Raw genomic sequence first — 26,758 nt, 5'->3', positions numbered from 1 at the left:
TATGTCCAGCTAATTTCCGAAATAAACATCCAGCTTACCTGTCGGAGGTGTAGTAGCCATCCACACGGCAGCCAGGTTATCCGGAGCATATGTAGCTGCTGTAATATAGTCGCCGATTAGAACGGTTGGCACTGGAGAAACACCATTCGGATTAAAGGAGGTCGTTGTTAGCCGGCGATTACTGAAGCTTGCTCCGCCATCAAAGGACTCGGCAACAAAAACATCAAGCAGGAACCCGTCAATTTGATTGGAGTAATAGATTACCCGAATGGTTCCAGCAAATGGAGACACCGTGATGGCAGGAAAAAAGTTCTGTGTACCTGGCGGTGCGCTAGTAATGCTTATCGGATCTGACCAAAGAAGTCCATCGGGAGATTCACAAAGCAAAACATCGGTATACCCCGCGCGAGCGTCATTCCATACGGCATAAACGGTGCCGCTGTTCGGTCCAATGGATATGTCTGCTGCCAAACTCAGATTGGTCTGCACTCGAAAATTATAGTTAGGCACAGGGAGGGGCGATGGCGCCGGCACAACGGAAGATATGAACGTAGACTGCCGTTCTATGGGCGGTTGATAATTAATTCCGCCATCATACGATATGCGTATCAATGCCGAAGGGCTGGCTGGCCCTGTAATGATATACCCTGCGTAGACTTCGCCGGAGAAACCAACGGCCAAAGCTGCCCGGTCATGAATTCCACGAGGACTCGATTGTCGATCCGGGGGTTCCCACGAGATTCCTTGATCAACAGATCTTTGAGTAAAAATAGCAGAAGAAGTTGTTGCAAGTGGTGTATAACCTACATACGCATGGCCTCGATATGGACTGCCAGGAGAGCGATCTACAGCAATGAAAGGTTCATCATTATGCACGATTGTTCCAAATCCTAATTGTACAATGACAGGCGGCTGCCAAGTTGCACCGTCATCAAATGAAGTATAGCTTACAATGGTCCCGTCATTAATCCCGTTAAACACATGCACCGTGACGATAAAAGTGCTCGGAAACGTATAGTCGATGGTTGGTGCTTCCGCCCCTGAATAGCCTGCGGGTTGCGGAAGAACCGTTGTGGACCATGTCGTTCCACCGTCGATGGAGCGATAAAATCCTGTTAACGTTGGTCCCGTACTGGTGTCTACAGCAACAACACACATAATATTAGGATTTAAAATATTTACTGCAATAGAGGGTTCAAACTGATTTCCCGCCAAAGCACCAGTAATATTTACAACGGCCATTTTCTTCACCTCTTTTCTTTTAAGGGATATTGGTGAATCGGTCAATTAACGTCATTTCAGATTGTAGAATGCGCTGTATAATCTGACCCGTAGAATCCACGCCATAGACATGAATAACGGTGCTCGTTGCGCTAAAGAAATCACTTTGAACTTCAAAAAACGCAGCGTTAATTAACGGATAGATGAAAGTCCTTGTTGCTTGCGGCAAGATTTCAACTAAATCATGACCAATAGGAACACGTGCCAGTTGTGCCGTGTCCCATCTAAAAACTTCAAGTTCAACATTAACAGGCGCATTAAGTGAGTCGTTAATGCAAGTGACGATAATTTGTGTAGACTGTGTCGGACCTGAAGTTGGATTGTAGATAAACCCTGTAGAGTTCGGCAAAGAGTCACACTCCTTTCACACCATATACTCCACTATACTTTCCATTAAGCTTGTGTTATGCAGATTCTATGTTTTCTTGTATTGGAACAATATGAAAATTTTGTTATGATAGATTTGCCAAATTTCATTAATTTGGTAGATTTACGCCAAACCACAACGCCTGGAGGTACACCTATTTATGTTTATACAACGTACTGGAAAAATCGCTGTGGCAGCCGCCATGGTAATATCCATGATGGGCAGTATACCTGCAACTCAATCCCACAAACTTCAAGCAGCCCCTGCGATCTCTGTTCAATTGGATCATGTACCCTTAACCTTTGATGCAGCACCCCGGATTGATAAAGGAGTAACCTATGTTCCATTCCGGACGGTCGGAGAAGCACTCGGCATTGGTATTAGCTGGAACAACAAAACACAGACCATAACCGCAGTGAACACATCCAAAGGAAAAACAACGAAAGTTGTGCTTCAGGTTGGAAGCAAGACAGCTACTGTAAATGGAGAGAAAGTGAATCTCCCTGCCGCACCTGTGCAGCGGGAAGGACGTGTACTTATTCCGCTGAGTTCATTCAGTAGCCAATTCGATGTCCGTACAGGCTGGAATCAGGCTACACGAACCGTCTCTATGGTGTCACCTCAACGTGAAATGCATCTCCGAGCGTTCTATGCCGTAAAAGCGTACCACGAAATCGATCTGTTACCTTCTATGAATTCGGTTGCTTTTGGATGGAGCCGCATTGACCGGGATGGTACGTTTACACTGGAAGGGAAAGAATATCAGGTTCCTGCTGCCGCTGGTGAAGTAACCCCTAAATCCATTGTAGCTGACGCAGCAAGTCAACAAATCCAGCCCAGTTTGATGGTGTATGCGCTGGATGGAAATGGCGAGCTAACTAAAGTACTGAGTGACAGCACTTTAAGGCAAAAATCCATTGAAGGCATTCAAGCAGCCATTCAGGAGTATGGCTTTGGTGGGGTTGTGCTTGATTTTGAGGGACTCGGCTTCAAACTGGACGCTGTAGAGCAACAACAATTGCTGAATCAGTATGTGAAACAGCTAAGGGAATCGCTACCTCAAGAGATCGCCATCTCTCTGGCTGTTCCTCCGCTCAATAGCGCCTACAAAGGGTATGATTACAAAACACTGGCTATGCTGGCGGATGACCTTATCATTATGGCCTACCAATATAATCCTGCAGGAACTAGAGCCCAAGTTGCAGAGCCGAACAGTCTGGTCAATCAGGCAATTGCACTCGCACTCAAGGCAGGAGTGCCCAAAGAAAAGATTTTGCTTGGCATCAACATCAATAGTGAGACACCTTCATCTGTCGGGGACAAGCTCGGACTTGCCAAGCGTTACGATCTGAAGGGTGCAGCCTTCTGGCGGCTTGGCCTATTCCGTACGTACAGCGCTGATATGCAATCTGTTGTGCAAGCATCGGTAATTAAGGAAGAATAAAGCTACCTTCTCATAGCTATATTGAACTTCATAATCTAATTCAAAATAAGCAGGAAAAAGCACGCACCTTGACTGACTGTACAAGGAACGTGCTTTTTTGTGTACTTCATCACCTTCTCTTCTTATTTCATGACCTTATCTATACCGCCAAACAGCAGTTTAATGATCACACCCGGTCCCGGCAACTGGGGATCAAATAACAGGACCATGCCAATGACCGCACTGATAGCGCTGACTCCTGTTGTAATCATCCGGACTTTTTTTTCTTCGCTACGTTTCCATTCCACATAGATGATCGTTCCGGCTAACAACAGAATACCTAACATAGAAGCAATTTTCATAACTTATCACCTTCTGTCTATCATATCTCGTATCCCCATGAGTGATGGCATTACTTCCACAGTTAATCGCTCATCTCCCCTGCTCATCCGGGATGCCCTGAGGCCCGGCAGATTTACCTGTACGTACAACCTGCGCATGAATCTGGATGTCCACATCAAGCTCAGAGTAGATCTGCTCCCATCTCTTCTCCTGCTTCTTCCACTGTTTCGGATAATATCTGCGGAACTCCACCGCGAACTTAAACAGATCCGTTCGCATCTCTCGCTGGGATAACCGAAGGGCTGATGTAGCCATTTCTTTCAATTGTGATGCCCAGGTTTCCTCCAGCTTTTTCAACACAGCAGGATCTGTGAGGTTCCCGTCTGTTGTATTTAAAACCACCTCTCCCCGTGTCTGCACATCCACCTGCATGCTCCACCGTCCAGCCGAAATCTTCGGCTTTAATATAGTCTTCACTTCTAACGGCTGGATCGAAAAAGAACCTCTCTCCGACTCTACATTAACAGGCATGATGATGTTGTTCAATTCATTAGCGAGCATCAAAATGCCAATGGTTAATGGTTCGTGTACACTTCGATTAAACGTATCGCCCTTATAGAGACTTAGTCCTCTGATATACGGAGTCGTTGTTAATTTATCCTGCCCCTCGTCAGGTGGGAGAGACAACATCCGGGACAAAATGACAGATTCGCTAGGGCCTTCAATCGATTGAGCGAGTTCCAAAATGGTTGTCCGTGTACCTAGTTTCATATTGGCCATCTCACGCAAAGATTCGGCAGAGCTTCGTTCCAACGGATCAAGCAAAGCAAGCATGTTCTTGGCTGGTTCAGGTGTCGAAAACACGTAAGCATGTTCCCTGATCTGAGGATAACGGAGGAAAAAATCGATGTATTCACGTATGCCTTGTTTTCCAGCGTCTTCACTAATCACAACAACTTCGCAGTGTCCCCAAAACATATTTCTCGGCACTTTCCGTTGCAATCGGTTCAGAGCCTCTGCAATGGTATGACCTTCAGCCGATCGAGTTAGTGTTACCCCGCTTGGGCTGCCTCCACTCCCCGTGCTGTCTCCTCCCCCAGCTTTACGAGGAATAAATATCTGTGATGTCAGTTCGATCTGATCATTTTTGTAATCCACTCCGGTTGCCAGTACTATCGCGAGATCATTAATCTCAATCCGATCCCAGCATCCCGTGAGTAATGTGCAACAAAAACAGATAAGAAAGCAAATATTGCATGCAGAGATTATTCTTTTTTTCATGGGATCAGGCATCCGTACGTTTTTTTCGGACATAAGCCCACCCCTTTTTCACCCAAGCTATCCCGTAAGTCACCCCTGGAAGAACAAGCAAAACGGCGATCGTATACAAATTGGCTGAAGGACTTACCAAACTGGATAACCCCGAACTGCTCGAAGCTACCCAAAACGAAAAAATCATGCAGAGAAAGGAAAGCGGGCTCACTAGGGGCTTGTAATCCTTCAGACCGAACCATTCCGCTGTGGACGTCACAGATATATATAGAAATACGGAAACCTTCACAAACATACCAAAGATCCACACGGCAATTATGAGGGATTCAATATGTTGTAGAAAGTCTGCAATTGTAATGTACCGGGCAGCGATCATCACCGGGAAAACAAACGTATCTGTCAGATCTCCAGTTAAAAAGAGACAAACCACATTAATAACGGTCATCACTATCGTTGTTGTCAATAAAGAGCCTAGCATCACACGAGCGGTTCTTTTTTTGCGATTTACATACGGCAGAAGAAAGGCAATTACGATATATTCACTGAACCAGGCGGCAGGAGCGAGTGCTCCTTTGACGGCAGGCATCGGCCCATTTTCCATAAAAGGAAACAATTCTGATGGGTGCAATTCCCCAATGAGCAGTACGAAGACGAGACCCAGCATAGCCATGACCAGTGTTACAAAAACCTGTGCTGTCCTGCCAACCACTTCTATGCCAAGTCTGACATTAATCGCACAAACAAGCATCATGGTGCCCATGATTACAAACATCGGTGTGCGCGGAAGTGCATTATTGGCGATAAACTCACCATATTCCCTTATAATCAGCCCGGTTAGATGAGGCATGAACAAAATATAAATAAGTCCGACTAGCTTGCCTGGAACGAGACCAGCCACGAGCACACTAGATTCAATGAGCGATTTTCCGGGGTACATCCGTGCTAGTCCAAGTGATACACCAATGGCGGCAAGTCCAGTAACCGATCCAATAATGGGAGATAACCACATATCATGTCCGGCATAATGCATTGTAATTCCAGGTACAGACAAGATCGCAGTGGCAATAACAGCCGGGAAGATCATGAACGCCAGCTGTGTCTCCGATATTCTTCCTTGGTCAGTTAACATGAATCTTCCCGCCCTCTCCTACAACATTAATGCAATCTAATCCCTATCGCGGCTTGTTCCAAGGTGCTGGACGCCACCACAGATCCTTCAACCCTTTGGCATTCGTCGGTGCAACCGGAGACAGATACGGCGCACCAAAAGAGCGAAGACTGCTCAAATGAATGACAATCAAAATGATGCCCAACATAACCCCGATTAAGCCCAGCGTTCCAGCCAAAATCATAATGGGAAAACGAAGCAGCCGTGTCGATATGCTAGCAGAGTAACGAGGGATCATAAAGGACGCAATCCCTGTGATCGCAACGATAATAATCATCGGAGCGGAGACAATCCCAGCCGTCGTTGCAGCTTGTCCAATGATCAGTGCGCCAACGATACTGACCGCGGAACCTACCTGTTTCGGCAGGCGAACACCGGCTTCCCGGAGCGCTTCAAAGGCGATTTCCATAATCAGTGCCTCTACAAGTGCGGGAAAAGGAATCTCCTCTCTGGCCCTAGCAATACTGAGTAGCAACACTGTAGGGATCATCTCCTGGTGATAGGTCGTGATCGCGACATAAGCCGAGGGCAGCAACAAGGACAGAACATAAAATACGTATCGCAGCCAGCGGAGAAATACGCTCATAAACACATATTGATAGTAATCTTCAGGCGACTGCAGCATGGAAAACAGTGTTACAGGAGCGACCAGTGTGAATGGTGTTCCGTCCACCAGTATCGCAAATCGCCCCTCCATCAGATTGGAGGCCACAACGTCCGGACGTTCTGTAGCAATCATTTGAGGAAAAGGTGAGAATCGCTGATCGATGATATCTTCCTCAATATACTGACTTTCCAGAATGTCCCGGACTCTTAACCGATCCAGTCGCTGCTCCACCTCTTTTACCAGTGAGGCATCAATGATACCTTCCACGTACGCAAGTGCAATGCTGGTATTGGAGCTTTCTCCAACGGTGCGTGTTCGGAATTTTAGTGCAGGTGTTTTGAGCCGTTTACGAACCAATGAAAGATTCGTTGTGAGTGACTCGGTGAAGCCATCCCTTGCACCACGAACTGTTGATTCAGCTAGAGGCTCTTCTGTCGAACGATTAGCGGCTTTATACAGCGGATACGTTGTTGCGACATTGGAACCTTCCAGTAACAGAAGTGCTTCTCCTTCCAATATCGCTTCTGCGGCCTCTTTCGACGTTTCAACGGTTTTTACGGAAGATAGAGGAACCTGAGCAGCCTCCATGCCAATCTCCTGAACTGGCGTTAGCACCTGACGCTCAAGCCGCTCCGTATCACATAAACCCACACAATATACACATAGTGCGGAGGTGAAGCCCGAGGTCTCGAATGAATGAAATATCACATCGGAACAGTCCGTAAATACGGCGCGTAATGTCTCTTCATCAATAACCAAATCTCCTGTTAAGGGCAAGTCCTGCTGCGTTTCTTGTTTTTCTTGATCCGATTGTCCTTCTTGATCCGATTGATCCTTACCTTTGTTCTCTTTCTTCTTCTCTTTCTCTTTCTCGTTTGAATCCTGATCCGTATTTTTCTTCGCGTTTTGATCCTTATTCTGTTTTGATTTTTCTCTGTTTTCGCTGTTTTCGTCGTTTTCTTTTTCTTGCTGATCTTGTTTTTGTTCTTTCTGTTCCTCTTTTGTATCCTGTTTCATATTTTGTTCGGTTGACCGCTCTGTACCTTGCTTCGAATCCTGTTGTTCCGTGGTGCTTGAGTTGGAATTGGAGTCTGTATTATTATTTGTGCTTGTGTTGGTATTTGTACTTGAGTTCGTGTTTGAGTTTGTTCCTGAGTTGGTATTTGTATTTTGACTGTTTTGACTCATGGGCTCCCCCCTTTCCGCCGATTCGTCAACTATTCTCAGTAAAAGATATCATTTGCTTCCTTCACCAGAAATATGCAATCCGAACGACGAAAAGAGCCGCTCCGTGAGCGACTCTCTTCTAAACTAACATTCACTAACACTGCGCAGATTATATGCAATAGCTATCCTTTAACAGCGCCCAAAGCAACACTTCCGATAATCTGCTTGGAAAATACGGCGAACACAACAATAATGGGCAAAATCGAAATCGCTACTCCCAGATATAACAATCCGTAATCCATACCGTAGTAGCCCTGAACGAGAGCGACCAAGACGGGTAGCGGATACTTATCTAAGGAGAAAAAGAGTACGAGTGGTGTCAGAAAGTTATTCCATGATCCGATAAAGGTGAAAATCCCCAGAGCCGAGATCGCTGGCCCAAGGATGGGCAGTACAATCTGATTAAACGTCCTGAACTCATTCGCACCGTCTACTCTTGACGACTCAATGATCTCATCCGGAATACTGCTCTCCATAAACTGTTTGATGAAAAATACGTTAAAGGCATTCGCCGCCGCGGGTAAAATAATCGCCGCATAACTGTCCAGCAGGCCAAGTGTACTGAACAACCGGTATACCCCGATTAGCGCCAGTTGACCCGGAACCATCATCGTGGCGAGCAGAAACAGAAACAATCCGGTGCGTCCTTTGAAGTTAAACTTGGCAAAACCATAAGCCGTTAAAGCACCGATATACAGCGACAACACTGTAGAACTGCCAGCGATAAAGAAACTGTTGGCAAAGCCACGCCAAATGTTGATTTTTGAAGCCATATTCACATAATTGTCTATCAGAAACGCACCCGGAAGAAACGTAAAGCTTGAAGCAATCGACGCATTGTTATGTGTAGAATAGATCAGCATCAGGTAAAACGGAATCACACACAATACAGCGAGGGCGATCAGAAACAGATAAATGAGGATTTTCCCCAATGTCAGCCGCTGACGAAGCGCATGGTGTTGAACTACGGCCTCTCGCTGCGCGGCAACTTTAGCAGTTTGCATACAATCTCTCCCTCCCTATGAACGGCTCTTCCGTTTGGTCATGATGAAGGATGCAACCGATAACAGAATAATAATGATGAACAGACAAAATGCAATGGCAGCTCCATAACCAAAACGTGTACTTTGGAACGCTACATTATATAGGTACATGATGCTGGTCATTGCCGCACGGTCCGGCCCTCCTGTACCATTGGTCAACGTAAACGGCTGGTCAAAAATCTGAATGCCCCCAATGATCGAGGTAATAATCTGAAATAATATAATGGGTTTGAGCATCGGCACGATGATGTGCAGGAAAATATGTTTTTTCTTGGCACCATCGATTTGTGCAGCTTCTTGCAGCGCTGGATCTATCCCTTGTAATCCAGCCAGATAGATGACCATTGAATAACCAAAGTACTGGAAGAACAGAATGGATGACACGATCAGCCGCATAAACCAAGGATCATCTTTCCAATTGATCGGGTCTTGAATTAACCCTGTCTGCACGAGAAAATGATTCAGTCCACCCGACTGCCAATCAAAGATCAGACTGACAAGCAAACCGAGCGAAGCAGCCGTAACGATGTTAGGGAAGAAATATACCGCCCGGAAAATATCCCGTCCTTTTAACAACTTGTCGTTCAAAATAAAAGCAAGTACAAGGGAGACCGTCAGTTGTGGTACTACCGATACCCCCCAAATGAAGAGTGTATTAAACAATGTTTTGTAGAACAGCGGGTCTTGAAGCACCGCGACATAGTTACCGATCCCGACGAACTCAGGCGTGGTGATCCCATCGAAATTCGTGAAACTGATATATAGCGAGTAGAGAATCGGATACAGTCCAAAGATGGCAAACACGATAAAAAAAGGAGCGATAAAGTAGTACCCGTAATGGTCTTTTCGAATTGTTTTGGCAAACATACGCTGTCCCCCAATCAATAATTGACCTAAAGCGAACTACGATGGTTACACAAGCACTCCGATGACAGAAGAGTCTTTCAATCGCTGTTATCCCCGGATTTTTCTGATCCCTTTTTAAAGGAGAAAATCCAGTGATAAAAACGACCGCTTCGCTTTTCCAGCTTTCTTCTGTCCTCTCCGTTGTTTGTGTAAACACTTAGTTAACTTCCTAGGTTCTGGAGTAGTAAACTTACTCTACCTCTAATTCTGGGAACCTTAGACGCACGTCACGTTTGATGCGTTTTACCACTTCTTCCTTCGTCTGAATATCGCCGTTCAGATACAACTGTAGCAAGTTTCGATAGATATCATTGCTGATGATACCGTCATATTTAGTGCGTTCATACACCGGAACCTGCTTGGCGGCCTCTGAGAAAAATTCAAAATGCTTTTGTCCACCCAGATAGGCTGAAGTCAGCGAGTCTGCAAGCTGGTCATTCACGACCATGTTACTCGTAAAGTAATCCTGCTCCTTGGCAAGTCCCGTCAGAAATTCGTGATTAAAGTTGTAAAATTCAATGAATTTCCAGGCGGCATCCTTCTGATCACTCTTGTTATACATCGCGATGTAAGTCCCTCCTGAACTGAAGGACGAAGGCCCGTGTGCCAAACCCCATAACCCTTCGGTATCGGGTGCGTTTGCTTTGAATGTAAACTGCAATCCCCAAGTCGCCGCAGGATAGAACATCACTTCACCTTTTTGCATGGACGCTGCATACCCTGCACTTCCATCCTCGTACTCACCAAGTACACGGCGCTCCCTTGCCTCACGCACCAGATCAAGCACCTTCATATACGTAGGATCAATGACGAGCTTCCCATCTTTCACCCAAGGAATGCCACCGTACGAGTTGGCTATCCCGTTCCAGTTCGCCAGTGCATGTACCTTGTTGCCACTTTGTTCTTGTACCTTTTCTCCGATAGCAAAAATCTTCTCCCATGTATCAATCTGGGCGCTGACTTTCTCTGGATCATCGGTACCCAGATATTCCTTCGCCAGATCACGGCGATAATAGATGCCACCAGGTGTACCCTGATATCCAATGGCGCGAACGTTCCCCTCACTATCCTGCTCATTAGCCTGAACAAAAGGGTACTGCTCCTTAATTAACTCGTTTGCATTGTATGGTGCAGCTGATAAATTCTCTAAATATGGTACATCAATAAGTTCCCGAATATTTGCATTTTCAATCATAAACACGTCGGGTGCTTTGGAACTGGTCTGAAGTGCTGATTTGAGCTTGGTCAGGTAAAAGTTGCCTGGAATATTAACGAAATTCACTTTGATATCTGGATACTTCTCTTCGAATTTCTCAATCGCATAGCCTGCCTCATCCGTAAAACTCCAGACCGTAATCTCCTGTTGCTTCGCTTGATTGGATGCACCTGTCTGACAACCGACGAGCAAGAGTACTGAACTTGCAAGCAGCGTGACCGGTACAACAAACCGCTTAAACCATCTCTTCATAAAAGTACCCTCCCTGAAAAGGAAACGCTTACAATTTATTTGAGTATAAGAATTTGAGCGGTTCCTTTCTCCACAAATATTGTCAATCATCCTTGATATTTTGCGATATTGGAACGATGACGTTTGCGAAATTCGGACGGCGTGCAGTTATTGTATTTTTTAAAAAGACGATTATAGGAGTTCACATTGTTGAATCCGTGACTGATCGCAATCTCCAAAATGGATTCCTGACGAAACAAAAGCGCCCACTCCGACTTAATAATGCGAAAATGATTCAAATATTCCATTAACGTGATGCCCTTGATTTCTTTGAATAGTTTGCAGATATGGAACTTACTGAACTTCATATGTTCTGCCACCTGCTCCAGCTTAATCGGCTCGGCATAGTGCTCTTCCAAATACTCGCATACGGATTCGAGAAACTCGAACTTCTTGGAAGATACGCAAGGCCAGCATGGCGACGAATCCGTTTGTGAAGCCGGGGGTGTGGTACGTAGTAACAAGACGATTAGATCATATAACCGAGATACCATAATCCAGCGGTAACCGGGTTTCTGATTTGTTTTCTCCACGGCAATCGCATCAATATAAGGACCCGGGTTGGACTGACTGCCCGACGGAATGATGGACGTTTGATTCAAAAGTGTTCCCAGCTCTTGCATCTCCGCTTCACTCGTAAAGCTCCCGGTTAACAATTCAAGCCGAAACAGCAAAATCGTCAGCCTTCCGGTGCCTGGCATAAAATAATGCACGTCCCCCGGCTTGATTAGAACCATATCCCCTTGGTTCAGTTCAAAAATTTGCTCATTTACACCGATCCGTGCATGTTTTCCAGTCACGATAACAAGTTCCACTTCATCATGCCAATGTGCCGCATAATTGAATTCTGCACCTGTATAAATTAACCGAATGGGAAACCCTTCGGCCATGTGACCTGTTTCGAGAAAAGTAGGTACGCCCATGTCATTTGCCTCCTCTTTTTTCCATACACATCTGCCTCATGTTTCTATACTTATGCCTGAATGTACTTCCCCGTTTCTCATATTCTATCTAAAATAGGACCAAACATCCAAATTTCTGATCTCAATGGTTAGGGAGATTGAACATAAGCATGTTAATATATGCTAAGTAAATCCAATGAAATCGGAGTGGTCAAACATGAAATTCAGCGATTTTAAACTAGGACAGCGTTACGAAACCGGATCGGTTCTCTTAACGAGGGAGGAAATCATTCGTTTTGCCGAACTTTACGATCCGCAATATATGCATCTGGATGAGGACAAAGCAAAAAAAGGACGTTTCGGAGATCTGATTGCATCGGGTATGCAGACCCTGAATGTCACGTTCCGACTATGGATCGATGTTGGCGTGTACGGTGAGCATATTATCGCTGGCACTGGTATGAACCATATTCAATTTTTGAAACCTGTCTATCCAGGGGATGAACTTCACGTTATCGCTGAAGTCACCGAACTTCGTCCGAGAAGAACGGGGAATGGCACGGTGACGGTATTGCTCAGTACATATAACCAAAAGGGTCAGAATGTATTTCGGGCAGAATTGAGTGCACTGGTGGATAATTAAAAGGCTAAAAAAAGAGTCGTCTACTCGGTAAAATGTTTGTACCCTACAAACAACCGAATAGTGACGACTCCCTGGTCAACCTATAGCAATTCCCTTTAAAAGCAACTTAACCGCTTTGACATGCAGAGCCGCGTATTCATCCCCGCTTAGATTTGGCTTAGTTAACGGATTCGCTAGAAAGTGTTCTGGAAGACTCTTCAAGCGCCTGGATTAATGGACTTTCACAGTCTCTTCCGAATAAATCAGCCATTTCAAGCAGCTGTTCGCTGGGAGACGAAGTATGCTCCATCAAACGAAGCCATTTTTGTGACATTTGTTCAGTATGCTGAGTAAGCAGCTGGAGAAACAGTACCTCTTTATTTTTAAAGTGATGGTATAAGTTTCCTTTGTTCATCTGTGTCAATGCACATAAGTCATCCATAGTAGCCACGTGGACTTCTGTCAACATTGAACAAGATTTTAATGTTTGCTGTCGTGCAGATAAATATTCGGTTATGAAATGCTGTACCAGACTCACAGCCTCTTTTCCCCCTTGTTATGCGAACCGTATAGTAACGACTGGCTAATCTGATCATACAAAAAGCCGCCCATGGGCGGCTTCGTCATGATTTTTTTTTTACTAGAACGAGTTCCTTAACACTTGTCCAAGGATCTCCACACCTTTGGCAATTTGCTCGTCTGACGGTGTTGAGAAATTCAATCGAATGGCATTGCACGGATCTTGCTCATTCACGAGGAACGCATTTCCTGGTACTACAGCTACACCTTGCGCAGCAGCAGTTTTGGCATAATCCACCATCGGTACATGAGCAGGCAGATCACACCATAGGAATAGTCCGCCATCTGGGCGAGTATAGGTCACAGCATCGCCTAGATGCTCTTGTAGCTTGTCCATCATCAGTGTAGCCTTTCGGAGGTAGACATCACGAATAAGATTGATATGCCCTGCATAATCATACTCCGTCATAAAACGATGAGCCAGAATCTGCGGAAGCATCGCTGTATGTACGTCTTCTCCCTGCTTGGCTACAACCATCTTCTCCACGACTTCATGCGGAGCCTGTACAAAGCCTACTCGCAGTCCGGCCGACAGAATTTTGGAGAACGATCCGACATAGATGACCAAGCCGTCTTCGTCCATAGACTTAATCGTTGGCACATCCTCACCCTTAAATCGAAGCTCCCCGTATGGATTATCCTCCAGAATCATAACACCATATTTCTTAGCCAGTGCATAGATCGCTTGGCGCTTCTCCAGACTGGTGGTTACACCTGTAGGATTTTGGAAACTAGGAATAACATAGATCATCTTAACATTCGGCTCGGTTTGCAGCGCATGCTCCAGTTTATCAATGTCCATCCCGTCCGTCTCCATCGGAACCCCTGCCAGCTTCGCACCGGAAGCACGGAAGGAATTCAGAGAACCGATAAAGCTGGGACTTTCGCAGATAATCGTATCGCCTTCGTTACACAGCACTTTACACGCAAGCTCAATCCCCTGTTGTGCCCCTGACACGATAAAAAGTTGGTCGGACGGCTTACCTGTGTTGAAATTCTGTTCCAGGTGTTGCTGGAGTGCTGCACGAAGCGGTACGTATCCTTCCGTAATGCCATATTGCAGCGCTGTAACCGGGTCTTGTTCCAGAATCGACTGGGTGAAGGTACGAATCGCTTCAATCGGGAACGTTTCTGGCGCAGGGTTGCCCGCTGAGAATGGGATTACATTTTGACCTGAAGAAGCTTTCAAAATCTCACGAATAATGGACGGTTGCAGTGATGCAATCCGGTTGGAAAAGGTATAATTCATCTTTACTAACATCCTCTCGGCATCTAATCGATCTGAGTTCTAGCTCTAATGATACATTAGACTCTATTATACGAGCATTTTTCAATTTGCCAAAGAGTCCTGCTCCTTTTTCATACAAAATGTTGTGAATCCTTGTTCCGAATACCTGTAGTAACGACAAAAAGCTGCTCTCGGCAGCTTATTTCATCTCAGACAGTCTCGTCGCTTTTACAACGTAGGTCGCAAGCCCAGGAAACATTCGAGCTAGAGCAGGATAAAAGCGGTTGGTTTTTGCAAAGGCAAGATTCTGAATCATTCTGGCTCTTCGAAGCAATGGGGCGAACTCCCGATTCGCTTCCAGAGTATACTCGCTTTGCCATCTGGTATAGTCGATTTCGTCCTTAAGGTATGCATCTGTCCACCGCGCGCATACGATCGAGGAACGAAGGGCAATGGACATTCCGTCTCCGCACAGAGGTGGAATGACCATCATCGTATCCCCAATATGCGGATAATCGGACCACGGTTCCGGGACATTAGACAGTTGCAAAGGCGCAACAGACACTTGGGTTCCCTGAATGGCCTCCCCTTCTGCTAAACGAGCCGCCAGATTTGAATTCGTCATCGCGGCTGCCTGCAAAATCTCTGTTACGGACTTGCCGCTCCCCTGTACAGAATCAAGTGTTAACAATGCGGCAACATTAACCGTGTCGTTTTCAATCGGAGATATGCCCACATAACCACCATCACAAAAATATAATTCTACCCTCGCCGGTATGTTAATACCTTTGTAATGAGATTTGACACCGACATATATCGTCTCGTCCCGAACTCCTTCTTTCCTACTTGTTCCTCTCAACTTTTTGCTGCCATATGCCCCGATAACCGCCTTGGCTTGATAACATCTCCGTTCATTGCCCTGCTTCACCTCGACTTCATAACTCTGATTTTCAAGTTGCCGGATCGAAGCAATATTCACTTTCGTTAAAATTTCGGCCCCGGCGGTATATGCCTGCTGATGCAGTAGTTGATCCAGCTCATATCGGCTTATTCCATAGGCGAATCCAGGCAAAGGTGCTTCAATCTCACCACCATCCGGCATCGTAATTCGAGCATGATCCATACTGCTGGGGCTCTTCTCCTGATTCAACAGATGAATGCCAAGACGCTCCAGCATCTCCTTTGTTTCAGGTGACATGAACTCCCCACATGTTTTATGTCTGGGAAACTGTTGCCGATCGAGTAACAACGTTCGATGACCTTGCCTGGCCAGTTCGATCGCACAACTACTGCCCGCAATGCCAGCTCCAACAATGATTACATCGGTTGATTTCATCATGTTACGAGGCCTCCCTTTCGCGGAATCACCACAGAATATCGGAATAACGGTTTCCACTCATAGGTCATCGTGTCATGGTTCAACCGCTGCTTGAGTTCCTGCCAATCCTGATCTGTAAATCCCTTGGCTACCGACAACGGTCCGTCATGACGAATATAACGGTTACGCGAGATAAGTCTTGTTGTAATCCATACCGCTTTATAAGACACCGGATGACGGTGAATATCGTTGATAACCACGCCATATCTCGAAGCACGAAGCATATGACCAACCATGTCCACAAGCTGTTCTCCTTCGAAATGGTGAATGAACTGTGAGCCTGTAACAATATCGGCTGAATCATCAGGCAACGCTGTTAGATCGGCACGCTGTACTCGAACACGAGGCTCGCTCTGAAACAACTGTCTTGCTTCTTCACAAGCCTCTTCGGTCAGATCCACTAGCGTAATTTGCATATCTATCCCTTGTTTTTTCGCCCAATGTAATAGCTTCTGATTCACATCGCCTGAGCCCGCACCAACGTCCAGCAGTGTTAGGTTATCCGGCTTACCGACGGATTTCCATAACTTCTCCACACCGGACACGGTGGGACCCGGAGCAGCAAATATTTTGTTCAACCGCCGTAAATGTCGCAACGCTTCACGCAGTTCTTCTCCACCCATCGAAAAGTCATCCATCAGTTCGTCTTCTCTGGCACGACTGCTTAATCTTCTAAAGAAGGACATGATCCTGCTCCTCCATGACCGATGTTAACGCCGGAACATACGTGAATTTCATTAATTCTGCAGTAAGTCCGGGACCAAAAGCCATAGCTACGCCTTCCGTCGATGATTGTTCCTGCTTTTTCATATCCATGCGCATCGCTTGCAGTACAAACAAGATCGTATTCGAAGACAAGTTGCCGTAATCTCTCAAAACATCCCGACTGTACTTCGTCTGCTCCGACTTCAAATTCATCACTTCCTGAACAGAATCTACGATTCCTCGTCCGCCCGGATGTATTGCCCATAGTTCGGGGAGCTGTTCACTTTGCAGCAAAAGACTCAGTTCTTCTTGCAAATGATTGCCAAGTAACTTCGGAATGCGTGGCGACAGATGCAAATCATATCCGTAATCGGCCACTTTCCACGTCATGTCCTCCGCCGAATCCGGTAGCAACACCGAATAGCCGGTTCCCAGACTCAGGTAGTCTCTGTGCTGCGCTTCTGGCGTACCCACGATGGATGCAGAAGCGGCATCTCCAAAGAACGACGCAGCAAATAGTGCCTCCCGATCTTGCACCGGCTGGAAATGAAGCGTGCATAATTCCACGCAAACAACCAACACTTGCGAGCCTAGAGCACCCTGTACGACGTCACGAGCCATCTGGATTGCTTTTAATCCTGCTGCACAGCCCTGGAAAATAAGTGGTAATCGGTTCACCCGAGCAGAAAGTCCAAAGTGTTGGATTAATTGCACATCAAGTCCTGGCAGATACTGCCCGGTGCAGCTGACCGTTATTATGTGAGTTATCGCTTCGGGAGAGATCTGTGCGTCTTGCATCGCTTCTTGCGTTGCCCTAATCGCCAGAGGGAGCGCCTCCCGCTGGTATGTATCCATGCGTTCCCTTGTCGTTGGAATATCTGTCTGTTCACCTAAGGGGATATAACGGCATTCTTCCAATGTGCCAAGATAACTCGGCTCCACGGTATACCGTGTCTCTACACCACAAGATTTGAAAATACGCTTGGCGAACCTCGCCAAATCCGGTCGATCAAGCAGTGAAGAAGCGATAAGCTCCGCAATGTACGGCTGAGCTACCTTGTGTACAGGGAGAGCCGTTCCCATGCCAAGAATGGCGATATCACTCGAAGGATTATTTAGATTCATATGAACCTCCTGATTTTGGTTATGATTACCTGCAATTAACACCTCTTACCCTTTATGAAAAAGTTGTAATCCCCAATTATATATTTTATTAAGATGATGACATACTCAGAAGCCCCGTTTGACGAACTTTATAACTTCACACAAAAAAGCCGCCCATAGGCGGCTTCAACGTCATCGTTCTATATCAAACTTCTGCGCGGCTAAAAACGTTCCTCAACTTGTCACTCATCAAATACCAAGCATCTTCAGCCATTTCAACATTGCCATGATGTGTAAAACCGTGCACTGCCCCTGCGTACTCTTTGTGGGTCACCTTTACACCGTCTGCTTCCAGCTTCGCGGCATATGCACGCGCTTCTTCAGCTAGAGAATCTCTCTCCGCAGTAATAATCAGAGCCTCAGGCAAATTAGAGAGTGATTCGGCAAGCAACGGAGAAGCTAAGGGGTTCGAAGCATCCTCTGGTTTTGATAAATACATTGCATTAAACGTTCTAGCCACATGGGCTGGGATAGCTTCCGGAAAGTCAGGTTTCTCCCCGGGTTCTGTAGCCACGTCCAGCACAGCATAATCAATAATTTGGAGCAGTATTGGTAATTCGCCCCCACGTTCCCTATTCAGCAAACATACCGATGCTGCCAGATTGCCTCCCGCACTATGACCACCAATAGCAAACATAGCTGCATTAGCGGAGAACTGATCTGCATTGGAATGCATCCATTTCACGACGTCATAACACTCATGGACAGCCGTGGGAAATTTGTGTTCAGGTGCTAACTTATAATCGATGTTTACGACGAGGCATGCTGCACGATCTGCAATCAAACGACACCAAGGGTCGTCCCCGTCAGCCTGACCCAGCACAAAGCCGCCTCCATGCATGTTAAAGAACACGGGCCAAGTTACGGCTTGTTCGTTCTTCTTTCGGTTCGGCACATACACCAACACCCGGGTTTCTCCGGCGGAGGTAGGAATCGTGTATTCTTTTACAGTAACATCATATGTAAGACTTGGTTTGAGACTCTGATCATTTCCCGAGCTTTGCTGACGCATTTGTTGAACCATGGCGATCTGATGCTGTTGATCCATTCACATCCACTCCTCATCATCTTTGTGTATTCCGAAAACTGCTACAACCGCATCTGGTCTCATTAAATCTATTCGCTCAGTGTCTCCTGAATCCTCTTTGGAAGCTTCTGCACGATCAAGTCATAGGAGTGATCAATCATGGCATATATGTCCTCATTCGGTAGGGAACCATCCAGTTTAACGGTATTCCAGTGCTTTTTATTCATGTGGTAACCGGGAATAACAGCCTCATGCTGCTCTCTCAGGTTCTCCGCAATGATCGGATCACATTTCAGATTCAAACGACTGTTCTCTCCATTGCCTTCAAACAGAAGTGCAAACATTTTATCGGCTACCTTAATCACTGCCGCTTCAGGCCCGAATGGAAATTCCTTCACAGCACCTTTTTTGCCAAGACAATAATTTATAATACTATTAGTCACAACATTTCCCCCTCTAAACTGAACTCGTTTATCTTCCATTTTAATCGAAGCCTTACACAAAGAAAACCTCCTCCAATAGATCGGAGAAGGCTTCGTTCCTAGTATGTTAATTAACTTTATCATTGCGCGTTTTACTACGACGCTGTTGGCTCTGATACGTAGAACGGCTACCAGTTTGACTATGATCTGCTTTACGCACTCTCTCAGATGACGATGCACCCTTAACTTTGGCTTGAGGGTTGTCGCTACGTCCGGAACGTGAACCATTCGAGCTACGCTCTTCGCTTCTACCGCCGGATGCTGCTTTGTCTCGTTTGGTAAACCATTCGGACTTTGGCTTTCGCGCCGGATTGGCTTTGGATTTCGCCGGTTTATCCGCAGTAGCGCGATTAAATCCAGATCTACTATCCGCTGTTCTGGAACTTGGTTTTGTCCGTTTACCTTGATTCGTTTGATTCATTGGTACAAACACAGGCATGTTCGTCATCGGGTAAGGATGATCCTTCACTTCGGGAATCGATTTTTTGATAACTTTCTCAATGTCTTTCAGGAAAGGAAGTTCATCCTTCTCACAGAACGAGATCGCCATCCCGCTTTTCCCAGCTCGGCCTGTCCGTCCAATACGGTGGACATACGTCTCAGGGATGTTCGGCAGATTGAAGTTGATGACATGAGTCAACTCCTCCACGTCGATACCTCTCGCGGCAATATCAGTTGCGACCAACACACGAGTTACACCACTTTTAAAATTATTCAGCGCCCGTTGGCGTTCGTTCTGTGACTTGTTGCCGTGAATCGCTTGCGCCGTTACATTAATTTTGGCCAAATCTCGCGTGACCCGATCTGCTCCGCGTTTGGTCCGAGTGAATACCAGTGCAGTAGCAATCGATTTATCTTGCAAAATATGATTTAACATGTTCTGTTTCTTGCCTTGCTCCAGCAAATATACAGACTGTTGAATACGATCTACCGTTGATGATACCGGGGTAATCTCCACTTTCACAGGGTTCACCAATAGTGTTTGCACCATCTTCACAATCTCTGGCGGCATGGTTGCTGAGAAGAATAAAGTCTGTTTTTTGTTCGGCATCTTGGCGATGATGCGCTTCACATCGTGAATAAAACCCATATCGAGCATACGGTCAGCTTCATCGAGTACAAGAATCTCTACTTTGCTCAGATCAATCTGCTTCTGATTCACCAGATCCATCAGGCGTCCAGGTGTAGCAATGATGATGTCTGCTCCTTGTTGCAACGCGCGTTCTTGTACTCTTTGAGATACGCCCCCGACAATTGCCACAGAGCGAATGTCGGTGTATCTGCTGTACATTTTAATATTATCGGATATTTGAATGGCTAGCTCCCTTGTTGGGGACAAGATCAGTGAGCGAATCGCGCGGACGGATCTTACTTTTTGATCTGACTGTTTACCGGGAGACCCTTGTTTCTGCTTGCTGCCTTGACTCAACAACTGGATAATGGGCACCGAAAATGCCGCTGTCTTACCTGTTCCCGTCTGCGCACAACCAAGTAAATCTCTGCCCGCAAGCACGGCAGGTATGGATTGCTCCTGAATCGGAGTAGGTTTACTGTAATTTGCTTTTTTCAATCCTTCCAAAATCGGAGGGATAATATTTAATTCCTGAAATGTCATGTTATCTCCTTCATCTACGCACATCTCTACATAAAACGAATCTTTATGTCACACGTAACAGTTAAGGATAACACTAAATCACGATTCTGTATATCTTTTTGAACGTTATTTGATGATCAGTCCCATTAATCCGGCAAACGTTGCTGCTTGATGCGGTGCGATTGCGCACCCGGCCAGATCCTCTAGCGTAAGGAAAAGGGCATCAAATTCACTATCACTCAGGTCCAATCCTTTCATTGGTGTTCCGGTAAACGTCACCTGATCCAGTCTACATGCACCGAATGCGATCTTTTGTAATTTCAGATAGGCAAAGTCTGCACCGATCATACTACATTCGAGGTACTCCACTTGTTTAAGATGGGTAAAACGGAAATTGCTATAGTCACATATACTCTGCAGAATGCTAACGTTCTGCCACCTGCTACCGGAAAAGTCCGTGCCGACCAGTTTGCAATTGGCCCACTCCGTGCGATACATAAACGTATTTTGCAGATTCACATTGGAAAAGTCGCAGTGCTCGAACCGCACATCCGTAAACTCACAATGTTCAAGTGATGACTCCAGAATGGTTACATGCCGGAACACCACGTTCTCGAATGATGCTTTGCTCACCTCCAGCATGTCCAGTGTCATATGTTCGAACAGTTTATCCTTGTACTCTGTCTTCGAATCCAAAGTATAGGTCGGTTCAGATTCAAGCAACTGCAAGGTCAGCTTGGGTTTCTCTATTTTCATGCGAGCCTCCTCGGATTTTTGTGTGGTTTATGCCAGCCGGGCTATTCTCGTTCGTTAACCTTTTACAGCGACAACTCGCAATCTGGCGATATCCAGATTCCACTGCCCATCATGATAAAGCAACGGTTCTACTTTCTTTTCGACGATCCCCATAATCATCTCCTGCTCCGCTGCTTCAATATCATGGAACAGATACGATGCAAAGCTGCTCAGCCATTGACGGACTCCTTGTTTCAGCGGCCTCATCGTGTCATTATGTTGTATAAATAACACTCGGAATCCATGTTGCTCCAGTAAGCTTGAAAATTCCCCCACAGTAGGGTGATACCACGGATTCCGCCCTTTCCATGTGTATCCTCTTGTGAGCAACTCGTCCCGAACCGCATGAAGAAGGATCGCCGTATTACCGCTTCCTGCAAACTCAGTAACAAGACGTCCTCCTCTCTTTAACGCTAATTGCACGGTTTTCAAGGCAGCTGGAGCATCAGCCATCCAGTGAAATGCAGCATGAGAAAATACAGCGTAATAACGTTCCTTTGTCCGATAATGAGCAGCGTCTGCGATCTGAAAATCCAGTCCGGGATGTTTCTCCATAGCCTGCGCAATACTCTCTTTCGAAAAATCAATTCCGGTGGTGATCGCTCCGGTTGCCGCAATTTTAGCTGTCAGTATGCCATTCCCACATCCCAAATCCAGAATCCGTTCTCCTGGAGATGGATGTAACATCGTTAGGAGAGGCATGGATTGCATAGGAAGCATCGCTTGTAGAGCTTGGATCGCTTGAGTTGATTCATTTATAGAAAAAGCAGACTGATTCCCACGCATTGAAGTATTCGTTGAAAAGGAGTTCTCTTCCGGTTTCATAACATCTCTCCTTCATATTAGAGACATAAAGTGTCTACAATAGCTTAAATCAATCAGACAATGCTGTCAATCTAATCTACCAACTAAGATTTAACAACCTAATGTCTAACAACTGAGGCCTAACACATTCTCTCCCCTGCTAGACTAGCAAATCCAGATTGGATCATTTACATATAAAATTAAAAAAGAAGTGCCCTACAGGTCACATCTCACCTGTTAGACACTCTTAAATTCTATCTCAGTCACATCTCATCCCTACAATTTGTTTTCTGTCCTAGATGTTTGCATAGTGGGCGCTAAATGATGAAAACAGTAGACTATTCCTGGCGAGTTGGAAATTTCTAACGATCACGAGAAACGCTATTTGGCTCAAATCAGGCAATATAAAATTCTAACGATCACCAGGAGCCTTATTTTATAATAAACCAGCATTTTAGTCTGAACAAACGCGATCATGAGTAAAATAACGTCTGTGGTGATCGTTAGAAAAATTTCTTCGCTAAAATGCCCCGAATAAGCTCTGTCATGATCGTTAGCGTTTGAACCCTCACTCAGCTCTCTTTCATACCTTTCATAAAGGTGCTCTAATTTAGAGACAGCATATTTTTATTCGGATAACCCACTTCATTCAACTGCAGTTCTAAAGCGTATTTAGAGCACTTCTAGAGCTGTTCTATCGTAATCCAACTGCCGTTCAAATAAGTCAGTCCCGATGCAATTCAAATTCAGTTCAAGCACAGTCCAGCTGTAGTACATCACCTTTTTACGATTGCCTCGTTTCTCTGCTTATTGGGGCACCTCGCAACTCGATCTACGATGTTATTGATGCAGTCAATTACACCAATTCCCTTATACCATTGCCGCTGTCTCTAACACCGCAACCGCTTCAGTGAATTCAGCTGGATCTTTATCCTTCTGCAGCAGTGATACAATATCACGCGTTAGTGCTTCTACGTTTTCTGGACGAGTGGCCCAACTGGTACAGAAGCGAACGGCACTGCGGGAATGGTCAACCTTTTCCCAAAATGTAAATGTGTAGTCTTGGCTCAATTGTGCCAACAAGGAATCCGGCAAAATCGGGAACTGCTGATTCGTTGGAGAATCATACAAGAACTGCACACCATGTTGCTTAAGGGTATCATGAATTTTCAAAGCCACATCTACGGCATGACGGGAAATTTCGAGATACAGACCATCTTCAAACAACGTTTCAAACTGAATACCTAGCAGTCTTCCTTTCGCTAATAAGCCACCCTTTTGCTTGATAATATAACGAAAATCGCGTTTCAACGCATCATTGAGAATAACAATTGCCTCACCCATCAATGCACCAATTTTGGTTCCGCCAATATAAAATACATCGCAGAGTCGAGCAAGATCGGCCATCGTCATATCACAATCTTTGGATGCAAGAGCATAACCGAGACGTGCTCCATCCACAAAAAATGGCAGACCACACGCCTTGCTTACTGCATACAGCGCTTCAAGTTCAGCTTTGCTATACATTGTGCCATACTCGGTCGGTTGGGATATGTATACCATGCCCGGTTGCACACTGTGCTCTGGTGACAATTCCTGTGCATGTGCATCATAGGCAGCTTTCACTTGCGCAGCCGTAATTTTGCCGTCCGGACTTGGAACCGTCAGCACCTTGTGTCCTGTCGCCTCGATCGCACCTGTCTCATGAACAGCAATATGGCCAGATACCGCGGCAATGACGCCTTGATGTGGACGAAGAATAGATGCAATTACCGTTGTGTTGGTCTGTGTACCTCCGACGAGAAAATGTACATCTGCCTCTTCTTGACCGCAGGCCTGCCGGATCAGCACACGCGCACGCTCACAATGATCATCTGTGCCGTAACCACTCGTTTGCTCCATATTGGTTTCCATTAATCGCTGCAAAATGCGTTCGTGCGCACCTTCGTTATAATCACATTCAAATCGTATCATCGTGCTCTCTCTCCTGCCTTCTTGTTCAGCTTCTCTTGGATGTTCATCATAGAGGCATATACCTCTTGAATCTCTTCTTCGTTTAAATTTTGCATTAATTTCATAATCTGCTGATCGGATCGGTCATTCAGTTCAGCAAACAGCACCTGCCCTTTTTCCGTCAGCCGAATGAGGCTAACCCGGCTGTCTTCTGTGGAATCCACTTTAATGAGCAGTCCTTCCTTTGTCAGCTTGTTCACGATGCGGCTCATGTAGCTGCGATCAATGGTGAGGGTGTCTACCAGATTGTTCGCAATGCTTTCGCCACGCATGCCGATCTCAATAATGACCCGTACTTCGGCAAAAGAATATCCCGTCCCGAGAATATGTTTATCAAGTACCCCGAGAATATTGGTATAAAAACGGTTAAATCGCCGCATGTCTGCCAGAACTTCCGGTTGAATATGTTGAGAGCTCATTACGAAACCTCCCTTTTTGTGGACATTGTCAACATTATATTAATCAGGATTGTGGACATTGTCAACATTATTCTTCCAGTTCAACATCTCCATACATCGGATCTCTATAAGAACACAAAAAAGCCGCGCATTGCGCGGCAACTTTAAACAATTTAAAGAACTTGGTGAGACACCAGCCTAAGAGTGATTGTGTTGAACTTGATGCAGGCGGCTGTAGATGCCTCCGGCAGCAACCAGCTCTTCGTGATTGCCTTGTTCAGCGATGCCATCGGTGTTCACCACAATAATGCGATCTGCATTTTTGATCGTGGTTAGTCGGTGAGCAATCACCAACGTTGTTCTACCTACCGACAATTCGGCAAGAGATTGCTGAATGAGTGCTTCTGTTTCCGTATCCAGGGCGGATGTCGCTTCATCCAAAATTAGAATCGGCGGATTTTTGAGGAACATGCGGGCGATGGACAAACGTTGTTTTTGCCCTCCAGATAGCTTGACTCCACGCTCTCCAATAATTGTGTCCATGCCGTCAGGCAAGCTCAGAATCAGTTCTTCCAGTGAAGCACGGCGAGCCGCCTCCCAGATCTGATCCTCGGTTGCGGTCAGATCGCCATATGCGATATTTTCCTTGATCGTACCCGAGAACAGAAATACATCCTGCTGCACGATCCCGATCTGTTTACGTAGAGATTGCAACTTAATGTCTCGAATATCCGTCCCATCAACCGTAATTCGGCCTTCTTCTACCTCATAAAAGCGTGGAAGCAAGCTACAGATCGTCGTTTTACCTGCACCAGAAGGCCCGACGAAGGCAACGGTTTCCCCGGGACGAACCGACAAGCTAATCTGATTCAAGATACGCCGACTGGATTCATAACCAAACGACACATTTTCGAAGCGGATCTCTCCCTTCACCTCACGCAATTCGACCGCCTCTTTGCGATCCGCAATCTCAGGCTCGGTGTCGATGATCTCCAAATAACGTTTGAACCCCGCGATCCCCTTCGGGTAACTCTCAATCACGGCATTAATCTTCTCAATCGGGCGGAAGAAAATATTCGACAAGAGCAGGAACGCCATGAAATCGCCCATGTTGATTCTGCCATCGATGTAAAACCACGCTCCGCTGATCATCACAAACACGGTCACCAGACGCATCATCATATAACTGACCGAGATGCTTTTCGCCATCGTTTTGTACGCGAGCAATTTGGTTAGACGGAAATTAGCATTATCTTCAGCGAACAGCTTTTTCTCATGATCTTCATTGGCAAAAGACTGAACGACACGCATCCCGCCTACGTTGTCTTCAATACGTGCATTGAAGTTACCGACGTCACCGAAGAGTCTCCGGTACGTTTTGGTCATCCGACCGCCGAATACGATAATCACCCATGCCATAATCGGAATGATGATAAATGTCAGCAAAGCCAGTTCCAGGTTAATATTGGCCATCAGCCAGAATGAACCAATCAGCGTCATCACGGCGATAAACACATCTTCTGGTCCGTGGTGAGCCACTTCGCCAATATCATTGAGGTCATTCGTGAGATGACCGATCAGATGCCCGGTTTTGCGATTATCAAAGAACCGGAACGAAAGCTTCTGCAGGTGAGCGAACATTTTCTCCCGCATATTCGTTTCGATGTTGATGCCCAGCATATGCCCCCAGTATGTAACAACGTAGTTCAATACCGTATTGAGTGCATAGATCGATAACAGCACGATACACGCCAGTAAAATCAGCGGCCAGTCTTGGCCTGGTAGCAGTTCATTGATAAATTTACTAACCGCAAGCGGAAATGCCAGCTCCAGCAAACCCGCAAATACAGCACAGCCAAAATCGATCAAAAACAGTTTTTTATACGGTCGGTAATACGAAAAAAAACGACGAAGCATTTCGATT

25 protein-coding genes are annotated in these 26,758 nt (G+C 45.9%); 2 read left to right on the top strand and 23 right to left on the bottom strand.

Features of this window, described 5'->3' with window-relative positions; genetic code table 11:
• Window positions 1-9 precede the first annotated feature (9 nt).
• The gene (locus BLQ13_RS02805) at window positions 10-1,242 is read right to left on the bottom strand and encodes a sialidase family protein (RefSeq protein ID WP_090915788.1); all 1,233 of its coding nucleotides are present in this window, start codon (window positions 1,240-1,242) and stop codon (window positions 10-12) included.
• A gap of 19 nt (window positions 1,243-1,261) precedes the next feature.
• A complete protein-coding gene (locus tag BLQ13_RS02800; protein ID WP_090915787.1) occupies window positions 1,262-1,630 on the bottom strand; it encodes a hypothetical protein in 369 nt (122 codons plus the stop codon).
• Window positions 1,631-1,808: 178 nt separating this feature from the next.
• Here BLQ13_RS02800 and BLQ13_RS02795 point away from each other — a divergent pair, with 178 nt between their 5' ends.
• On the top strand, window positions 1,809-3,092 hold the full coding sequence (locus tag BLQ13_RS02795; protein ID WP_090915786.1) for a stalk domain-containing protein: 1,284 nt from the start codon (window positions 1,809-1,811) through the stop codon (window positions 3,090-3,092).
• A 122-nt stretch (window positions 3,093-3,214) separates the two neighbouring features.
• Here the strand turns inward: BLQ13_RS02795 and BLQ13_RS02790 are convergent, their stop codons facing one another.
• The 8 genes from BLQ13_RS02790 to BLQ13_RS02755 all read right to left on the bottom strand — a co-directional run bounded on the left by BLQ13_RS02790 (window position 3,215) and on the right by BLQ13_RS02755 (window position 12,066).
• Window positions 3,215-3,433: a hypothetical protein gene (locus BLQ13_RS02790; RefSeq protein WP_090915785.1), complete on the bottom strand. Its 219-nt coding sequence runs from the start codon at window positions 3,431-3,433 to the stop codon at window positions 3,215-3,217.
• Between the two features lie 70 nt (window positions 3,434-3,503).
• A complete protein-coding gene (locus BLQ13_RS02785; protein WP_167375625.1) occupies window positions 3,504-4,694 on the bottom strand; it encodes a Ger(x)C family spore germination protein in 1,191 nt (396 codons plus the stop codon).
• Between the two features lie 4 nt (window positions 4,695-4,698).
• Entirely contained in the window at window positions 4,699-5,814 is a 1,116-nt protein-coding gene (locus BLQ13_RS02780; protein ID WP_090915783.1) for a GerAB/ArcD/ProY family transporter, read from the bottom strand.
• A gap of 43 nt (window positions 5,815-5,857) precedes the next feature.
• Complete coding sequence (locus tag BLQ13_RS02775; RefSeq protein WP_244159193.1) at window positions 5,858-7,648, bottom strand: spore germination protein; 1,791 nt, start codon at window positions 7,646-7,648, stop codon at window positions 5,858-5,860.
• Between the two features lie 161 nt (window positions 7,649-7,809).
• Window positions 7,810-8,691 (bottom strand): carbohydrate ABC transporter permease, encoded by an 882-nt coding sequence (locus BLQ13_RS02770; RefSeq protein WP_090915782.1) that lies wholly within the window; start codon window positions 8,689-8,691, stop codon window positions 7,810-7,812.
• A 15-nt stretch (window positions 8,692-8,706) separates the two neighbouring features.
• Complete coding sequence (locus tag BLQ13_RS02765; protein ID WP_090915781.1) at window positions 8,707-9,597, bottom strand: carbohydrate ABC transporter permease; 891 nt, start codon at window positions 9,595-9,597, stop codon at window positions 8,707-8,709.
• 229 nt (window positions 9,598-9,826) lie between these two features.
• Window positions 9,827-11,104: an ABC transporter substrate-binding protein gene (locus tag BLQ13_RS02760; RefSeq protein WP_090915780.1), complete on the bottom strand. Its 1,278-nt coding sequence runs from the start codon at window positions 11,102-11,104 to the stop codon at window positions 9,827-9,829.
• An 86-nt stretch (window positions 11,105-11,190) separates the two neighbouring features.
• Window positions 11,191-12,066, bottom strand: a complete 876-nt coding sequence (locus tag BLQ13_RS02755) for an AraC family transcriptional regulator (RefSeq protein WP_090915779.1) — start codon at window positions 12,064-12,066, stop codon at window positions 11,191-11,193.
• A gap of 196 nt (window positions 12,067-12,262) precedes the next feature.
• On the opposite strand from BLQ13_RS02755, the gene BLQ13_RS02750 reads away from it, so the two are divergent.
• Window positions 12,263-12,688, top strand: coding sequence for a MaoC family dehydratase (locus BLQ13_RS02750; protein WP_090915778.1), 426 nt, complete (start codon window positions 12,263-12,265; stop codon window positions 12,686-12,688).
• 157 nt (window positions 12,689-12,845) lie between these two features.
• On the opposite strand, the gene BLQ13_RS02745 is transcribed toward BLQ13_RS02750, so the two are convergent.
• The 13 genes from BLQ13_RS02745 to BLQ13_RS02685 all read right to left on the bottom strand — a co-directional run bounded on the left by BLQ13_RS02745 (window position 12,846) and on the right by BLQ13_RS02685 (window position 26,751).
• On the bottom strand, window positions 12,846-13,205 hold the full coding sequence (locus BLQ13_RS02745) for a TetR/AcrR family transcriptional regulator (protein ID WP_244159192.1): 360 nt from the start codon (window positions 13,203-13,205) through the stop codon (window positions 12,846-12,848).
• 102 nt (window positions 13,206-13,307) lie between these two features.
• Complete coding sequence (locus BLQ13_RS02740; RefSeq protein WP_090915777.1) at window positions 13,308-14,495, bottom strand: aminotransferase-like domain-containing protein; 1,188 nt, start codon at window positions 14,493-14,495, stop codon at window positions 13,308-13,310.
• A 178-nt stretch (window positions 14,496-14,673) separates the two neighbouring features.
• Window positions 14,674-15,813, bottom strand: coding sequence for an NAD(P)/FAD-dependent oxidoreductase (locus BLQ13_RS02735; RefSeq protein WP_090915776.1), 1,140 nt, complete (start codon window positions 15,811-15,813; stop codon window positions 14,674-14,676).
• Window positions 15,810-16,538, bottom strand: coding sequence for an SAM-dependent methyltransferase (locus tag BLQ13_RS02730; RefSeq protein ID WP_090915775.1), 729 nt, complete (start codon window positions 16,536-16,538; stop codon window positions 15,810-15,812). The genes BLQ13_RS02735 and BLQ13_RS02730 overlap by 4 nt, the downstream gene beginning before the upstream one ends.
• Window positions 16,525-17,682: a type III polyketide synthase gene (locus BLQ13_RS02725; RefSeq protein ID WP_090915774.1), complete on the bottom strand. Its 1,158-nt coding sequence runs from the start codon at window positions 17,680-17,682 to the stop codon at window positions 16,525-16,527. The genes BLQ13_RS02730 and BLQ13_RS02725 overlap by 14 nt, the downstream gene beginning before the upstream one ends.
• A gap of 184 nt (window positions 17,683-17,866) precedes the next feature.
• Window positions 17,867-18,769 (bottom strand): alpha/beta hydrolase, encoded by a 903-nt coding sequence (locus tag BLQ13_RS02720; RefSeq protein ID WP_090915773.1) that lies wholly within the window; start codon window positions 18,767-18,769, stop codon window positions 17,867-17,869.
• 68 nt (window positions 18,770-18,837) lie between these two features.
• Complete coding sequence (locus BLQ13_RS02715) at window positions 18,838-19,191, bottom strand: MmcQ/YjbR family DNA-binding protein (protein WP_090916471.1); 354 nt, start codon at window positions 19,189-19,191, stop codon at window positions 18,838-18,840.
• 106 nt (window positions 19,192-19,297) lie between these two features.
• Window positions 19,298-20,845: a DEAD/DEAH box helicase gene (locus tag BLQ13_RS02710; protein ID WP_090915772.1), complete on the bottom strand. Its 1,548-nt coding sequence runs from the start codon at window positions 20,843-20,845 to the stop codon at window positions 19,298-19,300.
• 105 nt (window positions 20,846-20,950) lie between these two features.
• Complete coding sequence (locus tag BLQ13_RS02705; protein WP_090915771.1) at window positions 20,951-21,580, bottom strand: pentapeptide repeat-containing protein; 630 nt, start codon at window positions 21,578-21,580, stop codon at window positions 20,951-20,953.
• A gap of 54 nt (window positions 21,581-21,634) precedes the next feature.
• The gene (locus tag BLQ13_RS02700; RefSeq protein ID WP_244159191.1) at window positions 21,635-22,444 is read right to left on the bottom strand and encodes a class I SAM-dependent methyltransferase; all 810 of its coding nucleotides are present in this window, start codon (window positions 22,442-22,444) and stop codon (window positions 21,635-21,637) included.
• An 849-nt stretch (window positions 22,445-23,293) separates the two neighbouring features.
• Window positions 23,294-24,397 carry a threonine aldolase family protein gene (locus tag BLQ13_RS02695; protein ID WP_090915770.1) on the bottom strand — a complete coding sequence of 368 codons (1,104 nt, stop codon included), beginning with the start codon at window positions 24,395-24,397 and terminating at the stop codon, window positions 23,294-23,296.
• Window positions 24,394-24,855: a MarR family winged helix-turn-helix transcriptional regulator gene (locus tag BLQ13_RS02690; protein WP_167375624.1), complete on the bottom strand. Its 462-nt coding sequence runs from the start codon at window positions 24,853-24,855 to the stop codon at window positions 24,394-24,396. The genes BLQ13_RS02695 and BLQ13_RS02690 overlap by 4 nt, the downstream gene beginning before the upstream one ends.
• A gap of 177 nt (window positions 24,856-25,032) precedes the next feature.
• Window positions 25,033-26,751, bottom strand: coding sequence for an ABC transporter ATP-binding protein (locus BLQ13_RS02685; protein ID WP_090915769.1), 1,719 nt, complete (start codon window positions 26,749-26,751; stop codon window positions 25,033-25,035).
• Between the last annotated feature and the right edge of the window lie 7 nt (window positions 26,752-26,758).

The organism is Paenibacillus polysaccharolyticus (assembly GCF_900102085.1).
Classification (GTDB): Bacteria; Bacillota; Bacilli; order Paenibacillales; family Paenibacillaceae; genus Paenibacillus; species Paenibacillus polysaccharolyticus.
The sequence above is the reverse complement of the archived record's forward strand: the minus strand, read 5'-3'. Positions and strand labels throughout refer to the sequence as shown.